10 protein-coding genes are annotated in these 16,339 nt (G+C 67.3%); 5 read left to right on the forward strand and 5 right to left on the reverse strand.

Annotation, left to right across the window (positions count from 1 at the left end; all coding sequences use genetic code 11):
- Positions 1-3,877: 3,877 nt before the first annotated feature.
- Positions 3,878-4,027, reverse strand: a complete 150-nt coding sequence (locus IPI67_19665; protein ID MBK7582405.1) for a hypothetical protein — start codon at positions 4,025-4,027, stop codon at positions 3,878-3,880.
- Between the two features lie 615 nt (positions 4,028-4,642).
- Between IPI67_19665 and IPI67_19670 the strand changes: the two genes are divergently transcribed.
- Positions 4,643-5,068 (forward strand): hypothetical protein, encoded by a 426-nt coding sequence (locus IPI67_19670; GenBank protein MBK7582406.1) that lies wholly within the window; start codon positions 4,643-4,645, stop codon positions 5,066-5,068.
- Positions 5,069-5,717: 649 nt separating this feature from the next.
- Here IPI67_19670 and IPI67_19675 read toward each other — a convergent pair.
- Both IPI67_19675 and IPI67_19680 read right to left on the reverse strand, forming a co-directional pair.
- Positions 5,718-7,055 (reverse strand): protein kinase, encoded by a 1,338-nt coding sequence (locus tag IPI67_19675; protein MBK7582407.1) that lies wholly within the window; start codon positions 7,053-7,055, stop codon positions 5,718-5,720.
- A gap of 95 nt (positions 7,056-7,150) precedes the next feature.
- A complete protein-coding gene (locus IPI67_19680; protein ID MBK7582408.1) occupies positions 7,151-8,302 on the reverse strand; it encodes a hypothetical protein in 1,152 nt (383 codons plus the stop codon).
- Between the two features lie 156 nt (positions 8,303-8,458).
- On the opposite strand from IPI67_19680, the gene IPI67_19685 reads away from it, so the two are divergent.
- The 4 genes from IPI67_19685 to IPI67_19700 all read left to right on the forward strand — a co-directional run bounded on the left by IPI67_19685 (position 8,459) and on the right by IPI67_19700 (position 11,724).
- Positions 8,459-8,980: a hypothetical protein gene (locus IPI67_19685; protein ID MBK7582409.1), complete on the forward strand. Its 522-nt coding sequence runs from the start codon at positions 8,459-8,461 to the stop codon at positions 8,978-8,980.
- Between the two features lie 175 nt (positions 8,981-9,155).
- Entirely contained in the window at positions 9,156-10,130 is a 975-nt protein-coding gene (locus tag IPI67_19690; GenBank protein MBK7582410.1) for a site-2 protease family protein, read from the forward strand.
- Positions 10,127-10,936 (forward strand): UDP-3-O-acyl-N-acetylglucosamine deacetylase, encoded by an 810-nt coding sequence (locus tag IPI67_19695; protein MBK7582411.1) that lies wholly within the window; start codon positions 10,127-10,129, stop codon positions 10,934-10,936. Before IPI67_19690 ends, IPI67_19695 begins: the two co-directional genes overlap by 4 nt.
- Before the next feature lie 14 nt (positions 10,937-10,950).
- A complete protein-coding gene (locus tag IPI67_19700) occupies positions 10,951-11,724 on the forward strand; it encodes a hypothetical protein (protein MBK7582412.1) in 774 nt (257 codons plus the stop codon).
- Here IPI67_19700 and IPI67_19705 read toward each other — a convergent pair.
- Both IPI67_19705 and IPI67_19710 read right to left on the reverse strand, forming a co-directional pair.
- Entirely contained in the window at positions 11,687-13,405 is a 1,719-nt protein-coding gene (locus tag IPI67_19705) for a cyclic nucleotide-binding domain-containing protein (protein MBK7582413.1), read from the reverse strand. The two genes, IPI67_19700 and IPI67_19705, sit on opposite strands and share 38 nt — an antisense overlap.
- Positions 13,406-13,514: 109 nt before the next feature.
- Positions 13,515-16,199: a DNA translocase FtsK gene (locus IPI67_19710; protein ID MBK7582414.1), complete on the reverse strand. Its 2,685-nt coding sequence runs from the start codon at positions 16,197-16,199 to the stop codon at positions 13,515-13,517.
- Positions 16,200-16,339: the final 140 nt, after the last annotated feature.

The following is a 16,339-nucleotide window of genomic DNA, read 5'->3' on the forward strand; positions in this document are numbered from 1 at the left end:
GCCGGTGAGCCTCTTCCTGGTGCGTCCTTTCGAGTCACGTGATGCACCCTCTCTCTCGCTCGCGTTTGTTGCCTGACGCTGCCGCTGCCGAGACCAGCGCCTGCCGCGCCCTTTGGGGGGTGTGCCCGGACCGTCGCAGGGTGTGAGCACGGCGATCGCGGCGCAAGCAGCGGCTCGACCGAGGGCTCGAACCCCGCGCAGTCACGCGCACCTGCTCGACGCGCATGCCGTGCCTGGGCCCGCTTGAACCCCGAGCACCAGACGAGCACTTCTCGAACACTTCGGGCTCGGGCGCGGCCAGACCGCAGGCGCTGGCGTGCGGTTGGTTGCGCGAGCGAGCCCCGGGATCTCGCCTGGATGCTCTTCGCCGAACACCTGTCGCGCTCGGTACGAGTTGTGAGCCGAGCAGAGCAGGCAGCAGTTGTCCACGGTGGTCGGCCCGCCCCCTTCGCGAAGGGAACGATGTCCTGATGGTCGAACGGGTCTCTCCGAGCATCGACGCCTTCGGCGTCGCGGAACGTGCACTGGTCAGCGTCCGCGCCCCACCGGACGGCTCCCGCTGGACATCGACGGGCATGTCGTGAGCCCGGCTTCGTCTCGCGACGCGCTTGCGCGGCGCGCTGGCGGCTGACATGTTGGATCGCGGCCGCGATCTCAGGTCGGAGGCCGAGCTCGAGGGCGTCGCCGGGTCGCCGGGGGATCTCGGCTGAGCAGGTGCCGGCATGAGCTTGTCGCGGAGCCTCGACGCGGGCGGTGGACCCAGCCGAACAGTCGTCGGCGAGAGGGGCTGGAGACGAGCACGATGGATCGAGGGCCGAGGCGGTGGTACTGAGCTACCTGCCCCGGACACTGTTGATAACTCCGGCTGCGCGGGCTCGGGCGCCATCGTGGTGGGGCACGTCCGGCTGCGGAGACCAGCGGGCGATGAGCTCTTCGAGCTGACGCTTCGATTCTCCGCGACACCTCGGCCAGGAGCCGCTCGACGTTGTCCTCCATTTGGGGAGCCTGGAGAGGAGAAAGCAGCCCGGTCAGGTGCACGTCGCCGGACGCGAGTCTCGTCGAGGATCCGAGAAAGGGCTGCCAGGCGGGCGACGCGCGCACGCCGGTTGGCCGTCCTCGGAGACCCCAGGCGCTCCACGCACCGGTACGCGAAGAGCACGAGCACGCGCCCTCGAGATAAAGCTTGCGGCGGTCGGGCCGCCAGGTGAAAGAGACTCCGTCGATGCGGCGCGCCCGCTGCTGACGGCAGCGGAGAGGCGTCCGCGGAGCTCGAGATCTGAGACCGAAGAGAGGAGAGGCATGCTTTCTCGCCTACCACGATTTTTCGACCTCGCCGCCGCCACCAGGCGCGGCGCTCGACGACGTGGAACGCTTCGAACGTCACCTGCGACGCGCAAAGCGCCACGCGCTCACCCTCGTGGCAAAGCGCGATGGTTTCCGCGTGACTCGTCGCAAGCGCAGCTGCGCGCCTGGAAACCCGTCAATTAACCGGCCAATGGTGCCGCGCTGCTCTGTGGGGAGATTTGCGAAGCAGTCTGCGAAGATCGGCTTGCAGTCGGCGAGCACGCCGACGAGCAAGCGTGCGGCGTGGCGATCGAGTGCGTCGTCTTGGGTGCGTTTCTGGATGTATCGAGCGACCTCGGACAGCGACCATCGGGTCGAGAGGGGAAGGTGCGCTCGGCGCCTGGGGGAGAACGGTTGGGTAACGCTCGGCAATTCGCTCGAGTGCCGCGGCAAACTCGGAATGGACGGTGGAGCCGCTGATCTCGGCGTACCGCAGAGTCATGCGGTAGTCGGTTTTGACCGAGCAGCCTCATCACGGAGGGAAGGCTCATTCCGGCAGCCAGGAGCGAGGTCGCATAGGTGTGGCGGAGCCGATGAGTCGTCATGGACTCCAGCGAACACGAGTCCGCGGCAGGCTTTGCAAAGGGCTTCTCGATAGAGCTCGTAGCGGGTTTTGTGACCTGTGGCGGTGGCGAGCAGCCGGGAGCGTTTGCGGACCCAACCGCCGCAGTTTGCGATGAGCTTGACGGTGGAAGGGTCGAGCGGAACGAGCCGCTCGGTGGCGGAGCTTGCCGAGAGGGACCTTGAGCAGGTGTTGCCGCTGTGGTCCGAGCGAGTGCATTGGTACGGCAAAGCGATCAGCTCGCCGATGCGAAGCCGGTGCATCGCATCAGGAGCAAGCCGAGCTAGTAGATGCAGCCGGACTTGAGCCGGCGCTGGAGCACGGATCGATGTCCAGCGCGACCGGACGCGGGAGGTAGTTCGGTAGCTTCGGGGAGGTCACTGCTACGAATCAGGGTGTTTGGCAGGCACGGAGAGCAGGCGTTGCTCCTCGAGCCACTCGAGATATGCGCGCACGTTTGGATCGCGTTGACTCGGGTGCAGGCAGCCAAACCGCGAGCATGCAGCCACGCGAGCCACGATTCGAGATGGCAACGCGCTGCAGGCAGACGACAGACACGTGGTTGGCGACTGAGCCAGATGTGGAGCTGCGGAGAGCAATTCGAGAAACCGGCTGGCAGACGGAGGCAGCGGGAAATTCGAACGCGGCCAAGCGCACCGAGGGTCGAAGCCGAGAAGACCCCGTGCATGGAGCCACTCGAAATACATCAGGGCCACACGACGCCGTCGGGTGCGCGCATGCTCGGGAACGGATGCCTTCGCCAACTGCTGAAGGAATCGGTCGATTTCCGAGCGGTCGAGCTGCAGGAGCGGCCTGTAACTGGCCTTCAACCAGCCATGAAACTGGCTCAGAGCGACACCCGCGCTCGGCTGCTCTGCAAGAACTCGAGCGCGAAGGGGCGGCAGATGGGCGAAGGGGTTGCGACGCGCCATGGTGCAATCTCATCGCCGATAACGGCCGGCGATTTTTCTTGAGCGCACGGCGGAATTCGTCGGCCACGTCCGCCTGGACAGCCGGACGTACTGCAGAGTCGTTTTCAGGTCGGCGTGGCCCATCATCTGTTGCAGAACCGGCAAACGTACTCTGGCGCGCGCCATGTCGGCGCCGAAACGTGTGTCGAAAAGCGATGAGGGTTGGCGATGGCGGGATCCGACGGCGACGCCGATGCCGAAACAGGCTCCTGAGTCCAGCCGGCGTCTGGGCCATCGCAGTGTTTACCCTGCAAGACGACGAACAGTCGGGGCTTGTTACACTGCCTTGGTCTTTCGAGCTCGAGATACTGACGCAGCGTGCGTGAGCACCTGCGGCAGGGGGCGCGCGCGATCGCGCTCGCCTTTGCCGCGAACCCGAACGCGGTTGTCGCCGAGATGACGTCACCGAGCTCGAGCCCGAGCACTCGTGCGGTGAAGCCCGCACAGGAGCATGAAATGGGCGATGGCCAAGTCCCTGTAGCGCGTGAGGCTGCGAAGGAAGGCTCGCACCTGCTCGGGTGTGAGGGGCTCGACGAGCTTGCGCGGCTCCGTGACGCGCAGCTTGAGCCCTCCGCGCCGCCTGAGCCGGTGAAGGCCGGATCACGATCACGGCCAGGTCCCCTGGTAGTGCGCAGCGGGCAGGCTCACGCGAGGGCCGACGCCAAACTCTCGATTCATCCAGAAGCGGAACAGGAGCCGGGTTGTCGTCGGCCGCCGATCGATCGACCGTGGCCCCGCACCGGCTTCGCGCTGAGCTGCGATGAAGCCCAACAAGTCCTGCGCTGGCTGCTGGAGGCTCAGGCGCCAGCGCGCATCCATCGATAGAGCAGCAGTAGATCGAATGCGCCCGAACCGTGCGTGGCGATAGCCCGCGGACCTGCAGCGCCGAGAGGAACTCGTTGGCCTCAGCAATCGTGCCGTTGTCGTCGACCAGCGTATGACCGATGGCCGAGCGCGCTACGCGCAGACCCGTGTCGGCGCTGCTTCGCGAAGCCACTGGTCATAGGATTGCACGTCGCTGATGAGCTCGGATGCCGTGGCGCACGGTCGTGTGGTCGCGACGGAACAGCGATGCAATCTCGAGAAGGCTGTAGTGGCGATCGAACTGATTGCGGATCAGCCACCAGAGCTCCTGGCGCGCCCGGGACACGCTTGAGGTCCGCGCTCGGCCTGCAGAAGCTCCTCCCGAACGACACCACGGCGACGGCAGACCTCGTCGATGGTGGCGTGAGATTTCGCATCTCGAGCGCTACGAGCACAGCCTGGCGTGGCCCGCGCCGTGAGCGGCGCCGGACTCTCCGGAGGTGCACTCGGTCATCAAGGCACTCCAAAGAGCAGCAGCTGCCTCAAGTCACAGAAGTCGTCGACACCGGGAGAGATCACGATGACGGCGGCGAAGCGCGACCGGGGGCGGGACCCATTCCACGGTGTACTGGCGCCGCCCGCCGTCGTCCGCTCGAATCCCGTCGTAGGCTGACAAGTCCGCTTCGACGCCCCGCTCTTCCGCAGCGAGCGCAACGCGCACCGACTGCCCTGCCACAGCGCCAGCGCCTCCAGCAACAGCGGCAACGCCGCGGGTGGGTTGGCGGGCGCAGCAACCGGGCCTGAGAATCGTCTCCCTCGGGCCGGCCATCGCGAGCACGCGCATCTCCCTCGGCCCAGGTGCAACGCCCATCCAGATCGAGCTCATCGGTCGATTCCTGCCCGAGCTCGAGGCCGCCACGATGACGGCTATCTCGGCTACGAGCGGGGCGACGCTCTCACGATGGCCAACTTCTCGAGCCGTGCTGTGCGTTACATTCTTCTTCTGCTCACGCCAGCGGGCCACTCGTGCCGCCGTCGTGCGGTGCCCCAGGCTGGTGCGGTAACGGCGCTGGGAGGCTTCCCGCGACATCCGCCGACAGGTTTCGCCGCAGAACAGCCTGCCGAAGTTGCAGGCCGGGCAAACGTCGAGCACGTTGTGGCACTCATCGCGAGAGCACTCCACCTGCTGAAGAACGACCACCGCTGCGAATGCAGAAAGCTGGCCGCAGCAAGGATGGCATGCGAAGGTAGCGCCGTCAAACGCGACCACCGCGACGACCCGAGGGCTCAGGTGATTGTCCGGGCCCTCTTACTTTCTTCCGCCGCGATCATCGCGATCCAATCCGGCACGGGCCAACTCGGCGGCAATCCGAGATTGGCCGGTTAGATCTCAAGAAGAATGTGAATCGAATCGTCGCGCGACCGCTCTTTTCACGCACGCGCTTCGGCAGAGCGCAGAGCTCGGAACCACGCCTCTCGCACACTTCGAACAAAGAGGTGTGCACGGACTGCCCTCGGTGGTCTCGGCAGCGGCAGCGTCATGGGCTCGCCTGCTCGCGCAGCAAAGCAGCGCGACCGAGCCCGAGCGGGGCACACGGTGCGCGTTGGGACCGCTGCTCCGGTGGCTGCTCCCAGGCGACGAGAGGCGACGCCCACGCGGGCATCAACTCGCCCTGCGCCGCGGGGGACTGGCTTCTATCTCTCTTCCTTGCGCCCCTCTCTCCGCCGCTGCCTTCGCCGACCGCGCGGTCCTCGGCGCTGACCTTCCAGCGCTCACAGACGCCTTCCCCCCCCGCGGCGACCCGCAGGCCGCGACAGCGGCCGAGGACCGACGCTTGGGGGGGAACGACCGCCACGAGGCCGCGACAGCGGCCGAGGGCCGGGCGAGGCGGGGGCACCTCGGCCGGACTCGAGCTGCGAATTTGTGCCTCGCTCCCCGGCCCTCCCCCGCGGCAGCGCAACTGATCGAAGGCGCGTCCCTTTTCCCAACCCGTCCGGCCCGACTACCAATCAGGGCGTCAGACCGGCGTGGGGCGTCAGTACGGGTTCCCGCGCGGCGTGGCGGCGACGGCGGTCGTCGCAGGTGGTGGCGGAGTGCCCCGAGCGGGGCGCTTGACTCCGAGCGCTCGGGCGGTCGCGCGCACCAGATCGACCTCCTCCAACGCGGCCGGTGCGGGCTCCGTGACCTCGACGACACGCTCCGGCGGACGCTGCTCCGGGTTCGCAACGGCCATCGGCGCCGCCGTCCGCGCTGCGGGCGTCGTTGGTCCCTTGCTCGTCGCGATCGCAACTCCAATCGCAAGACCAACCGCGGTTCCACCGATGGCACCCCCCACCATCAAACCGCCAGGCGCTGTGTGCCGCGTTAGAAACTGCCAGCAGCGCACTCCGACCGGAAATGCACTGGCAGGCAGGCGCGCGGCCGAAGGGACCTGGCTCAGCGAACGCCGAGACACGCGCTGGTCGGGCAGGCGATCCGTCGCGCGTCGTTTCTGCCCTCCGACCCGATCCGGATGGGAGAGCCGACGCGCGATCTGTTCGAGCTCTTCGGCGACTTCGAGCGCGGACTGCGTGCGTGCCTCGCGATCCTTCACCAGGCAGCTCTCGACCAAGCGCAGCAATTCCGAGTCGAGCCCGAGCGCCCGCGCGTCGAGCGGAGCGTGGGGCACCGACATGATCGACAGCATCAGCGCGTTGTAGTTCGCGGCGCGGAACGGGGGCATGCCTGCGAGGCATTCGTAGAGCAGCACACCGAGGGTCCACACGTCCGTGCGCGCATCCACATTTTCGGCCCCGCGGGCCTGTTCCGGGCTCATGTAGTGGGGCGAGCCGAGCACGGCGCCGTTGCCCGTGCGCACCTTGAGCTCGAGGCCCGGAGTCAGGATCTTGCTGACGCCGAAATCCAGGATCTTCGGCAGCGGCTCGCTGCCCTGGCTGTCGGTCGCGAGGAACACGTTGCCGGCTGACAGATCGCGGTGCACCACTCCCGCGCGGTGTGCGAGCTCGAGACCGCGGGCGATCTGCGATAGCGTCACGCAGGTCTCGAGGGGCCCGAGCTTGCCCGCGCGCGCCAGCCGCGACTCGAGGCTCTCACCCGCCAGCAGCTCCATCACCAGGTACGGCTGACCATCGGGCGCGATTCCAACATCGAACACGTCGACGATGCTCGGGTGCCGTACACGTCCTGCTGCCTTGGCCTCCTGGAAGAACCGGTCGACGGCCTCCGCGTTCCCCGCCAGCGCCGGCAGGATGAACTTCACGGCGAAATCACGCTGAGTCAGCAGATTGGTCGCCGCCCAAACTTCTGCCATGCCGCCCATTCCGAGGCGACGCACGAGCCGGTACTTGCCGGAGATCACCTGACCCGACTTCACACCTCGAATTTCAGCGGAGTCGGGCCGCCGCGGCCAACATCTCGGTGTCGGCCGCAGATGCGCTCAGGCAGCGAAGCTTCAAAGCTTCGAAGCTCTCACGCGCCGGGGGCTGTTGCGCCCGCGAGCTGCTGCTGTTGCTGCTGCAGGTACTGCGCCACGGCGCGCGAGCGCTCGATGGCAAACTGCTTCACCTCGCGGTTCGACGAACCGGCGAGGGCGTTGAGCAGCTTGGTCACCTTGTCGAGCTGACGTGCCTGGAACAGCGCCTCGAAGTAGTTATTGGCCAACCGCACGTCGCTCATCATGCCGTTCTCGTGTTTCGAGAGCAGCCCGATGACCTCGTCGAGCTTGCCGGCCTGGCCGTAGAGCGCGGAGAGTGAAATCAACGCCAGGGCGTCCTTGTCGTTGCGCTGCACGGCTTTTTTCGCCAACTCCAGCGCCTTGTCCCGGGTGCTCTCCTCGCCGGAGTAAAATCCCTGGAGCGCGACGTACGGGGCCGCGGAGCGTTTGTGTGTCTCAGCATCCGCGAGCTTCGTCACGGCTTCGAGCGCGGCCTCTTCACTCTCGTTCTCGCGCACGGACGCGTACAGGTAGGCCCAGGCGTCGACGCAGCCGCTGTCGATGGTGACGGCGCGCTCGATCCACTCGCGCTCGGCGTTCTTGTCCGCCTTGCCCTTCGCGACCTTGGCCAGGTGCAGTGCGGGGTAGGGGTTCTCGGCCATCAGGTTCATCGCACCCTTGAGGGTGCCTTCGGCCTTGTCCCACTTCTCTTGCTGCATCTGCGCCACGCCGAGACCGAGCCAGTCTTCGCCCGTTCCGCCCGCAGCGACGACCTTCGAGAGCACCTTCTCGGCGCGATCGAAGCGCGTGTACTTCATCAGCTCCTGCGCCAAGAGCCGACCTCGGTTGAGGTCGTCTTTGTTCTCGGACCAGTGCTTCTCGAGACCCGAGAGCAGATCCTCGAGACCAATGGCGATGGGGCGCCCTTCGGCGTCCTGCACCTGCACCGCGGGACCATTGAAACCGAGCAGCTTCCACATCTGCTCGAGCTCCATCGCCACAGGGCCGTTCTTGATCGACTCCACCAGCTCGTCGTTGGGCTTGGAGAGGGGCAGCACGATCAACGCGTTGCCGGGAACGCCGCCGGGGAAGGCGCTGACGGGCGCGACGATGGCGGCGCCGCCCTGAAGCTGCAGGTTGGTGGGCTGTTCGCCGGCGCCTGCGCCGGGCAGATTGGGCTGAGTCATCAGAGCACCTCGTTGTCGGCCGACGCGCGCGCGCGGCACCGAGCCCCGGCGAAGACCGATGGGCTCCCCGCTTTCCGGGGCGCGGAAGCTAGCAGTGGCTGCGGAGCCGAGCAACGGGACTCGACATCGGCAGGGGGTCCGCTAAGAACAAGGCTGATGACCCGGAAAAAGTCGGCCCTCTTGCTGTGCGCGAGCATCGGCGCCGGGGTTTTGTCGGGGGGTCCGGCCAGGGCGGACGAGGGTGTGATCAAACATCCCGGACGCCACCCGGACTACAGTTTCGAGGCCGAACCGCACTTCTTCTTCGGCTTCGATCCGCCGGGAAAAACCGCGGGCCGCGGCTACGGTCCGGGCTTTCGCGGCACCATCGAGCTCGTCGACAACGGCTTCGTCAAGTCGATCAACAACACAGTGGGCCTGGGCTTCGGCTTCGACTGGATCGCATTCACCAAGGACAAACAAGCCGTCTTCATTCCGTTCGTGATGCAGTGGAACTTCTGGCTCAGCCGTAACTGGTCCGTGTTTGGCGAGCCCGGCTGGGGGCTCTACCTGGGCAACGCGACCGGCGTGCGACCCGCGGGCTACGCCGGCGGGCGCTTTCATTTCAGCGAGAAAATCGCACTCACCCTCCGCATCGGTTACCCCGCCGTGAGCCTGGGTGCGTCGTTCGTCTTCTGACCCGGATCCACGGCGCGCCCGGCGCTCGGGTGCTGCGCTCGCGTGCAGTCAAGCGCGCCGCCGCGACCTGAAAAAGCCCTGCAGCACCCCGCACCACATGGCGGATCGGGGCGTTGAAGGCTATAGAAATGCCTGAGTGACGATCCTCATCAGCATTCTCGGACTCGCCCTCCTGATGGTGATCCACGAAGGAGGTCACCTCTTGGCGGCGCGCGCGTTCGGGATGCGCGTGATTCGTTTCAGCATCGGCTTTGGCCCCGCACTCTGGCGCCATCAGCCGAAGGGCAGCGACACGATCTACCAGATCGCGCTGATCCCGTTCCTCGCCTACGTGCAGATCGCGGGCATGAACCCGCTCGAGGAGATCGACCCGGACGACAAGGGCAGCTACGCCAACGCTTCGTTGGTCGGGCGCATCTCGGCAATCGTCGCCGGCCCACTCGCCAACTACCTGTTCGCATCGGTGTTCTTCTTCGTGGCCTTCTTGATCGGCGGAGACCCCACCAAGGTCCAGGTCATGAAGGACGGTGCGGCGCAGCGCGCCGGTCTGGAGAATGGCGACAAGGTCGTGTCCATCGACGGGACGAAGATCGAACGCTGGGAGCAAATTCCCGAGCTCGTGCTGCCCCGCGCCAACAAGAAGATGTCCATCACCGTGCTGCGGGGGTCCGATCAGAAGGTGATCGAGGTCGTCCCCGAGCCGAAGGCAAAAGCTGGGGGCGGACAGATCGGTGTGCGCCCCATCTCTTCCGTGCCCGCCCTGGGTGTCAAAGAGGCCGCGGTCGAGTCCGTCATCCACCCGGCAAAGGTCGTCGAGGCGTTGGTCGTGGGCCTGGGTCGCATGATCACGGGACGGGAGAAACCCGAGGTCTCGGGGCCCGTGGGCATCGTGAGGGAGACCAGCCGCGCCGCTGAACAAGGTGCGGCTGAGTACCTGTTCTTGCTCGGGCTGCTCTCGGCCTATCTGGGCGGTTTCAACCTGCTGCCTTTCCCCGCGCTCGACGGCGGGCGGCTGATGTTCTTGTGCTACGAGGCGGTCACACGACGGCGCCCGAACGCCCGCATCGAGGCCCACGTTCACGCGGTAGGGCTGCTCATGCTGCTGGCCCTCATCGCCGTCGTCAGCGTATTCGACATTCGCGGCCGGTGAGTGGGTACGTCGAGCTTCACGGGCGCGGCCTGCACAGCGGCGCTCGCGCCAGCATCCGCTTCGATGCCCGCCCCGGACCGCTCCTGTTTCGTTTCGGCGACGATGAAGCCAGCCCAGAGCAGCTGACGCTCGTGCGCACGGATCACGGCGTCTGCCTGAGGGCGCGCCACGGTCGGCACGAGGTCGACCTGTGTGAACACATGCTGGCTGCACTGGCTGGTCTCGGCCTTCGGAGCGGCGTCGTCGTCACGGTGACCGGACCCGAAGTTCCGCTGCTCGACGGCGGCGCCTTCGAGCTGGGGCGCGCGCTCGCGACACTCGCTTGTCGGCGCGAGCCACCGCGCCTCGTAGTCGCGGAACGAGCCGAGCTCTCGGACGGGTCCAGCAGCTACGTCTTCGAGCCGGGCGACTCCGTGCACTTGCAGGTCGAGGTCGACTTCGGACACGGCCTCGGCCGCCAGCGCGCAGAGCACCGGGGCGAACCCGAGGCGTTCATGGCCGAGATCGCCGCGGCCCGGACCTTTGGCTTCGAACACGACGCCGAATCGCTCCGCCGAGCTGGGCGCGCTCGCCACGTCGACCCCTCGGCCGTCGTCGTGCTCGACGCGGAAGGTCGGGTACTCGGGCCCTCACGGCCCCTCGAACCGAACGAGCTCGCCCGCCACAAACTTCTCGACCTGATCGGAGACCTGGCGCTGTACGGCGGCCCACCGCGAGGGCGGGTCTTTGCCGACCGTCCGGGTCACACGGCCACTCACCGCGTCGTCGCAAAAGCCCTGGCCAGCGGGCTCTTGCGCCCCATCTGAGGCAATTGCCGCCCGTGCTTCCGACCGCCGAGGCCAGCTTGCGGCAGGCGGCGGACGTACCGAAACTACAACTCGCACCCAAGCAGGGTTACGCTTCGGGCTCGATGCCACTCCGCCCGAGAGCCGCGCTCCTCGCAGGCCTCTTGCTCATGGCCTGCGCGGAGCCGAAGGTCCCCCTGACCGAAGGGGCGCGCGAGTACGCGCCGACCGACTACGAGATCGTGCTCGACCGCTGGACCCGCAGCGACGACCTGATCACGGTGACCGAGCTGGACAACGTGCTCGCCGTGACCGCGACCTACGAGTCGTGGGATTTCCGCTGGGCCTACGTGGTGCGCTACGCAGACGACTACCGGTTGACGGTCGACCAACGCCGCGCGCTGCTCGAGAGCTCGCTGGCAGAGACGCGCTCGTCGCACACCTTCTATGTCGCGCTGCACGCCCAACGCTTCAAGTGGGGAGATCTGTCGGCGGACAACCCCGCATGGATCGTGCGCCTGATCGACGACCAAGGCAGCGAGACGGCACCGCTCGAGATCGAACCGATCAAAAAGCCGGGCGCCATCGAGCGCACGTACTTCCCGTACACGACGCCTTGGCGCAGCGCCTATCGCATTCGTTTTCCCAAGCTGCGCTCCGACGGGCGCCCGACCATCGCGAACAGGGCCCGCTGGATCGGCTTGCGTTTCGCCGGCGCCCAGGGAAATCAGGCGCTGGTCTGGGAGATCGAGTCGAGCGACGGGCGGGCGGTCAGCCGGCGAGGATCTCCAAGAGCGGCGGTACACTGACGAGCAGCTCGTGCGCGGCATGTCGCTCCGCGAACAGGAGCAGCGCGCCGGATTTCCCCGCGCGCGCCCCCATCGGCGCGTTGGACGCGGCCATCACCGAGGTCGCGAACAAGAACTCGCCGGGGCCGAGCTCACCGACCACGTCGGCACCCGCCGTCAGCTCGACCACCCCCGCGCCCACGATGTACATGCCATCGACGGGTCTGCCGGCGGATACGATCTCGTCGCCGGGCAGCGCCGTGCGCACCTCACAACGACTGGTCACCATCTGTCGCAAGGTATCGTCGAGCCGCTCACCGAGCGGGCCGATGGTAGCGCCAGCGAGCGCTTGAAAGCGGTCGGCGACGACGCGCAGCTCGTCAGCGACCCACGGGCAGTCCGAGGTCGCCTGTTTGAGCGCCTCGCTGTCCCAGACGGCAACGTAGGTATCGGTCTCGCCGGCAACGACACGCATCGAGATGCTCTCGTCCAGCGTGCCGTCCGTGAACACGACATCACCCACCTGCGCGAAGGCGCACGCGACATCGGCGATGGCGGGCATGATGCTGGCCCAGCCCTCCACCACCAGAGCGACCGCGAACGCACTGACTTCCTCATCGACGTCCAGCCGCTCGAGGCGCGCGCTCGCAACCAAGGCCGCCTGCGCTTCGGGCGGAAGATCCTGCAACCCGGCCACGTTGACCAAGCTCACTCCGCGGATGCAGGCCTCCCCTTCCTCGGGGGGCGGCAGCGCGGGAGCCTCCGGGAAACCGTCCGGCACGGGCAACGCTTCGGTGCTCGGATCGTCGAAATCATCACCAAGGGCGAGAGCGCGCGGATCGAACGGCTCCGATTCCGCCGCAGCTTGCTCCTCGAAGCTGGGCGGTGACGGAATCGACGCGGCGCCGTCGTCGAACGCCGCGCTGATCGGCGGCAGCTCACCCAGAATGTCGGCCTCCGTCGTGGCGATCGTCGGCGTCGAGTCGGGCACCGCCTCGAAGACCTGCGCGGACCTCGGCGCGGGGACCACGGTAGGCGATTCGAACACGGCGTCCGGCACCCCACGCGGCGCCGCTCCTGCTGCGCGCGGTAGGTGCGGAGGTGGCGGCACGCTCTCGTCCTTCGGCATCGATGACGGGGCCGGAGGCGGACGCACACGCCGGCGGGGTGGCGGCTGCGAAGCGGAAGCGGGCGGCGGCGGCACCGCCGAATCGGCGTAGTGCGGGCCTGGCGGCGCGGACTCTGCAGGCGCGGGCGGCGGCGCGGAGGTCGGGTGGGGCTGCTGCGCAGTCGGTGGTTCCGACGGCGGCAGCGCCCCGCCGCTGTGATACAGGTCTGCCGACGAGACGACCTCGGTGTGTTCGTTCTCGTCGTCGAACTCGATGTCGATGCTGGCGCGGCCAGCGGAGACGGTGGCGTCGAGCAGGTCGTCGACGTCGGCCCCGGAGGCCACCGCCGGAGGCGGCGAAGAGAATATGTCGTTGACCAGCTGGTCTTCGACGCCAGCGATGCGCTCGTTCAGCTCGGTGGCGCGCTGCACATGCCCCACCTCCATCGCCGACTCGACGGCGCGACGCAGCCAGAGCACCGCGTCCGGTTTTGCGCCACGACGCCACTGGACCGCCGCGGTCTGCAGCGCCCACGCGACGTCGTCATCGTCGTCGTCGTGCGGTACGGGTATGACGTCGTCCGGCTCGGACATCTGCAATCTCGGGATCATAGGCCGACCCCGCGGCTGCCTGCAAAACGAGCGTCACGAATCCCGAGTCCGGGCCGCGCCCGCGCCGCCCGCTGAGCCTGCCGCCGGGTCGTCAGCCTGGGGGCATGAGGACTTCTCGATCTTTTGCCCCGTTCGGTGGACCCACGAGTCCCCGGCGCTCCATCATTTCCACGATTTTCGCGGCTCGGTTGTAGCCGATGGTCATCTTGCGCTGCAGCCAGGAGGTCGAGCAGCGTTGTGTTTCGCGCACCACGTTCACGGCCTCGTCGAAGCGCGCGTCGGTCTGCTCCTCGGGGCTCGCGTCGGCGGAGTCTTCCTCCACGGCCGCCAGAATTTCGTCGTGATACTCGGGGGCGCCCTGACGGCGTACGAACTCGGTCAACGCCGCGACCTCTTCCTCGCTCACGAACGGGCACTGCACCCGGCGTGTGTCCGTCGAGCCGTTGAGCTTCACGAGCATGTCGCCTTTGCCCAGCAGCAACTCGGCACCCTGTTCGTCCAAGATCGTGCGACTGTCGACCTTCTGCGCGACCCGGAAGCCGATGCGAGACGGGAAGTTCGCCTTGATCATGCCGGTGATCACGTCGACGCTCGGGCGCTGCGTGGCGAGCACGACGTGCATGCCCGCGGCGCGCGCCTTCTGTGCCAGGCGCGCCACACTCACCTCGACCTCTTTGCCCTGCTGCATCATCAAGTCGGCGAACTCGTCGACGACGATCACGATGTACGGCAGCGCGTGCGGTAGATGTTTGCCGTCCGTGCCTTGTTTGGCGGCGGCGACGCTCACCATCGAGCCGTCCGGCGCAAGCGCTTGCACTTCTTCGGGCGGAGGCAGCGGCGCCTCCCCGGACACGACGCGCTTCACCCAGCCGTTGTAGGTGGAAATGTTCTTGGTGCCGGCGTTGGCGAACAGCTGATAGCGCCGCTCCATCTCGTCCACGGCCCACTTGAGTGCGGTGGCCGCCTTCTTCATGTCGGTGACGACGGGCAACAGCATGTGCGGAATGCCGTCGAACGGTGCGAGCTCCACGACCTTGGGATCGATCATCAAGAACCGCAGCTCGGCCGGGCTACGGCAGAAGAGCAGGCTCGACAACATCACGTTCAGGCCGACACTCTTGCCGGCACCGGTGGCACCGGCGACGATCACGTGGGGCATGGACGCGAGATCCGCGTAGAACGGCACACCCACGATGTCGCGTCCGAGCACGACCGGGAGCGGGGCCTTCTCGGCGAGCTTGGCGAAGTGTTTGTCCTCGATCAGCTCGCGCAGATTCACGGGGATGCGCTCGTCGTTGGGGATCTCGAAGCCGATGCGGTTCTTGCCCGGGATCGGCGCGACGATGCGCACGGTGCGGGACAGACCCAGCGCGAGATCGTCGACCAGGCTCGCCACCTTGCTGACCTTCGTCCCGGCCTCCGGCGCCACCTCGTACATGGTGACCGTGGGCCCCGGGTGAACCTCTTCGACCCGGGCGGTGACGCCGTAGTCACCCAAGGTCTTCTCCAACAGCGCGGCGTTGTGTCGGATGTGCTCGCGGTCGACCTCCGTCTGAACGTGACTGGGTGGCAACAACAGCGACGGAGTCGGGAAGGTGTAGCCGTGCGCCGTGCGCGGCGACGGGCCAGAACCCCGCTTGACCGCCTGGGCGGGTTTGGTGTCGATGATCACCAGCTCGTCGGACTTGGCCTTCGCGCGGGAGGATTTTCGAACCACCGGCGCGTCGCTTTCCTCCGCGACCTCCGCCTCGGCGCCCTCGACCGCAGCGCCGGTGTCGGGTGCTCGGTCCAGGGCTTCCACGGCCTGAAACGCGACGGCCCCGAGCTCCGGCGTTGGTGTCGTGGGCGGCGCGACCGGCGCCGGCGCAACCGGCGCCTGCTCCAAGTCTGAAGCACTGGCCGGACTCGCCTGAAACAGGATCTCCTCCGCTGACTCGGGAGCAGCCGCCCTGAGCGCGGTGGAAATCGCGATCGGCGGCGTGCCCGTCATCTCGGGCGGCACGAAGACGTCGTCGTCCACCAGCTGCGCAATGATCGCCTCGTCCGTCTCATGCGAGGTGATCTGGGGCGCGGCCGCTTCGCGACGCTGTGCACGCTGCTCCTCGCGGAGCCGGTGCGCTTCTGCCCATGCGCCACCAAAACGCCTCGAGGCATTCTGCGCGCGCGACGAGAACAACTGAGCCAACGCGACCACCCGCTGCACGAGCGCGATGAACGAGAAGCTGCTGCGACCGATCAGGATCAAGCCCACGATGGTGCCGCCAACCAGGAAAGAACCGAGCGACGAGAACAAGCCGCGGGCGAGCTCCCCGAATACCAGACCGACGTTGCCACCCGACGGCACCCGCCCGAACACGAGCAGCTCGGGCAATGCCACCCGGGTCAGGGACGCGAGCACGATGGCGAGCACCAGATCGCCCGCGACCCGCAGACTGGCCGAGCCGATGTCCTTGCGCCGCAGGAGCGGTAGGCCGATCAGGGCGACCTCGAGCGGGACGACCCACGCGACCAGGCCGAAGGCTCGGACCAGCACGCCGGCAACGAATGCGCCGACCGGTCCCACCCAGTCACTGCCGCTCACCGTTGGGTCGTTGGGGTCGAGCCGATAGCTGGCCAGCGCCAGACACAGGAAGCAGGAAACCGCGAACAGAAGCAGGGCGGCGGCCTCGCGCCCTCGCCCCGACAAACGCACGGGACTGTCGGAAGCGACCGAGGCCTCCGCCATCGCGGGATCGGCCGCGGCGTGCCGCCGCGGCGAAAAGGGTCTAGCGCCCATGTAAGTTACTCACCTACATCAGGTGCGTTCACAGGGAAAATAAGCTGCGGGCCGCCGCAGGGGTACCTCCGTTCAGCGTCGCCCTCCGGCAGTTATCGAAGGGCGTTTCCTGTCGCTCGCTTGAGTCATTTCGTGGCGAG

It is taken from the genome of Myxococcales bacterium, from assembly GCA_016706225.1.
In the GTDB taxonomy this organism is placed as follows: domain Bacteria; phylum Myxococcota_A; class Polyangia; order Polyangiales; family Polyangiaceae; genus JADJKB01.

Coding starts and splice junctions, on each gene's coding strand:
- IPI67_19710 (MBK7582414.1), bottom strand. CDS start 16,199: ATGGGCGCTAGACCCTTTTCGCCGCGGCGGCACGCCGCGGCCGATCCC.
- IPI67_19685 (MBK7582409.1), top strand. CDS start 8,459: ATGACCCGGAAAAAGTCGGCCCTCTTGCTGTGCGCGAGCATCGGCGCC.
- IPI67_19680 (MBK7582408.1), bottom strand. CDS start 8,302: ATGACTCAGCCCAATCTGCCCGGCGCAGGCGCCGGCGAACAGCCCACC.
- IPI67_19690 (MBK7582410.1), top strand. CDS start 9,156: ATGGTGATCCACGAAGGAGGTCACCTCTTGGCGGCGCGCGCGTTCGGG.
- IPI67_19670 (MBK7582406.1), top strand. CDS start 4,643: ATGGCCAACTTCTCGAGCCGTGCTGTGCGTTACATTCTTCTTCTGCTC.
- IPI67_19705 (MBK7582413.1), bottom strand. CDS start 13,405: ATGTCCGAGCCGGACGACGTCATACCCGTACCGCACGACGACGACGAT.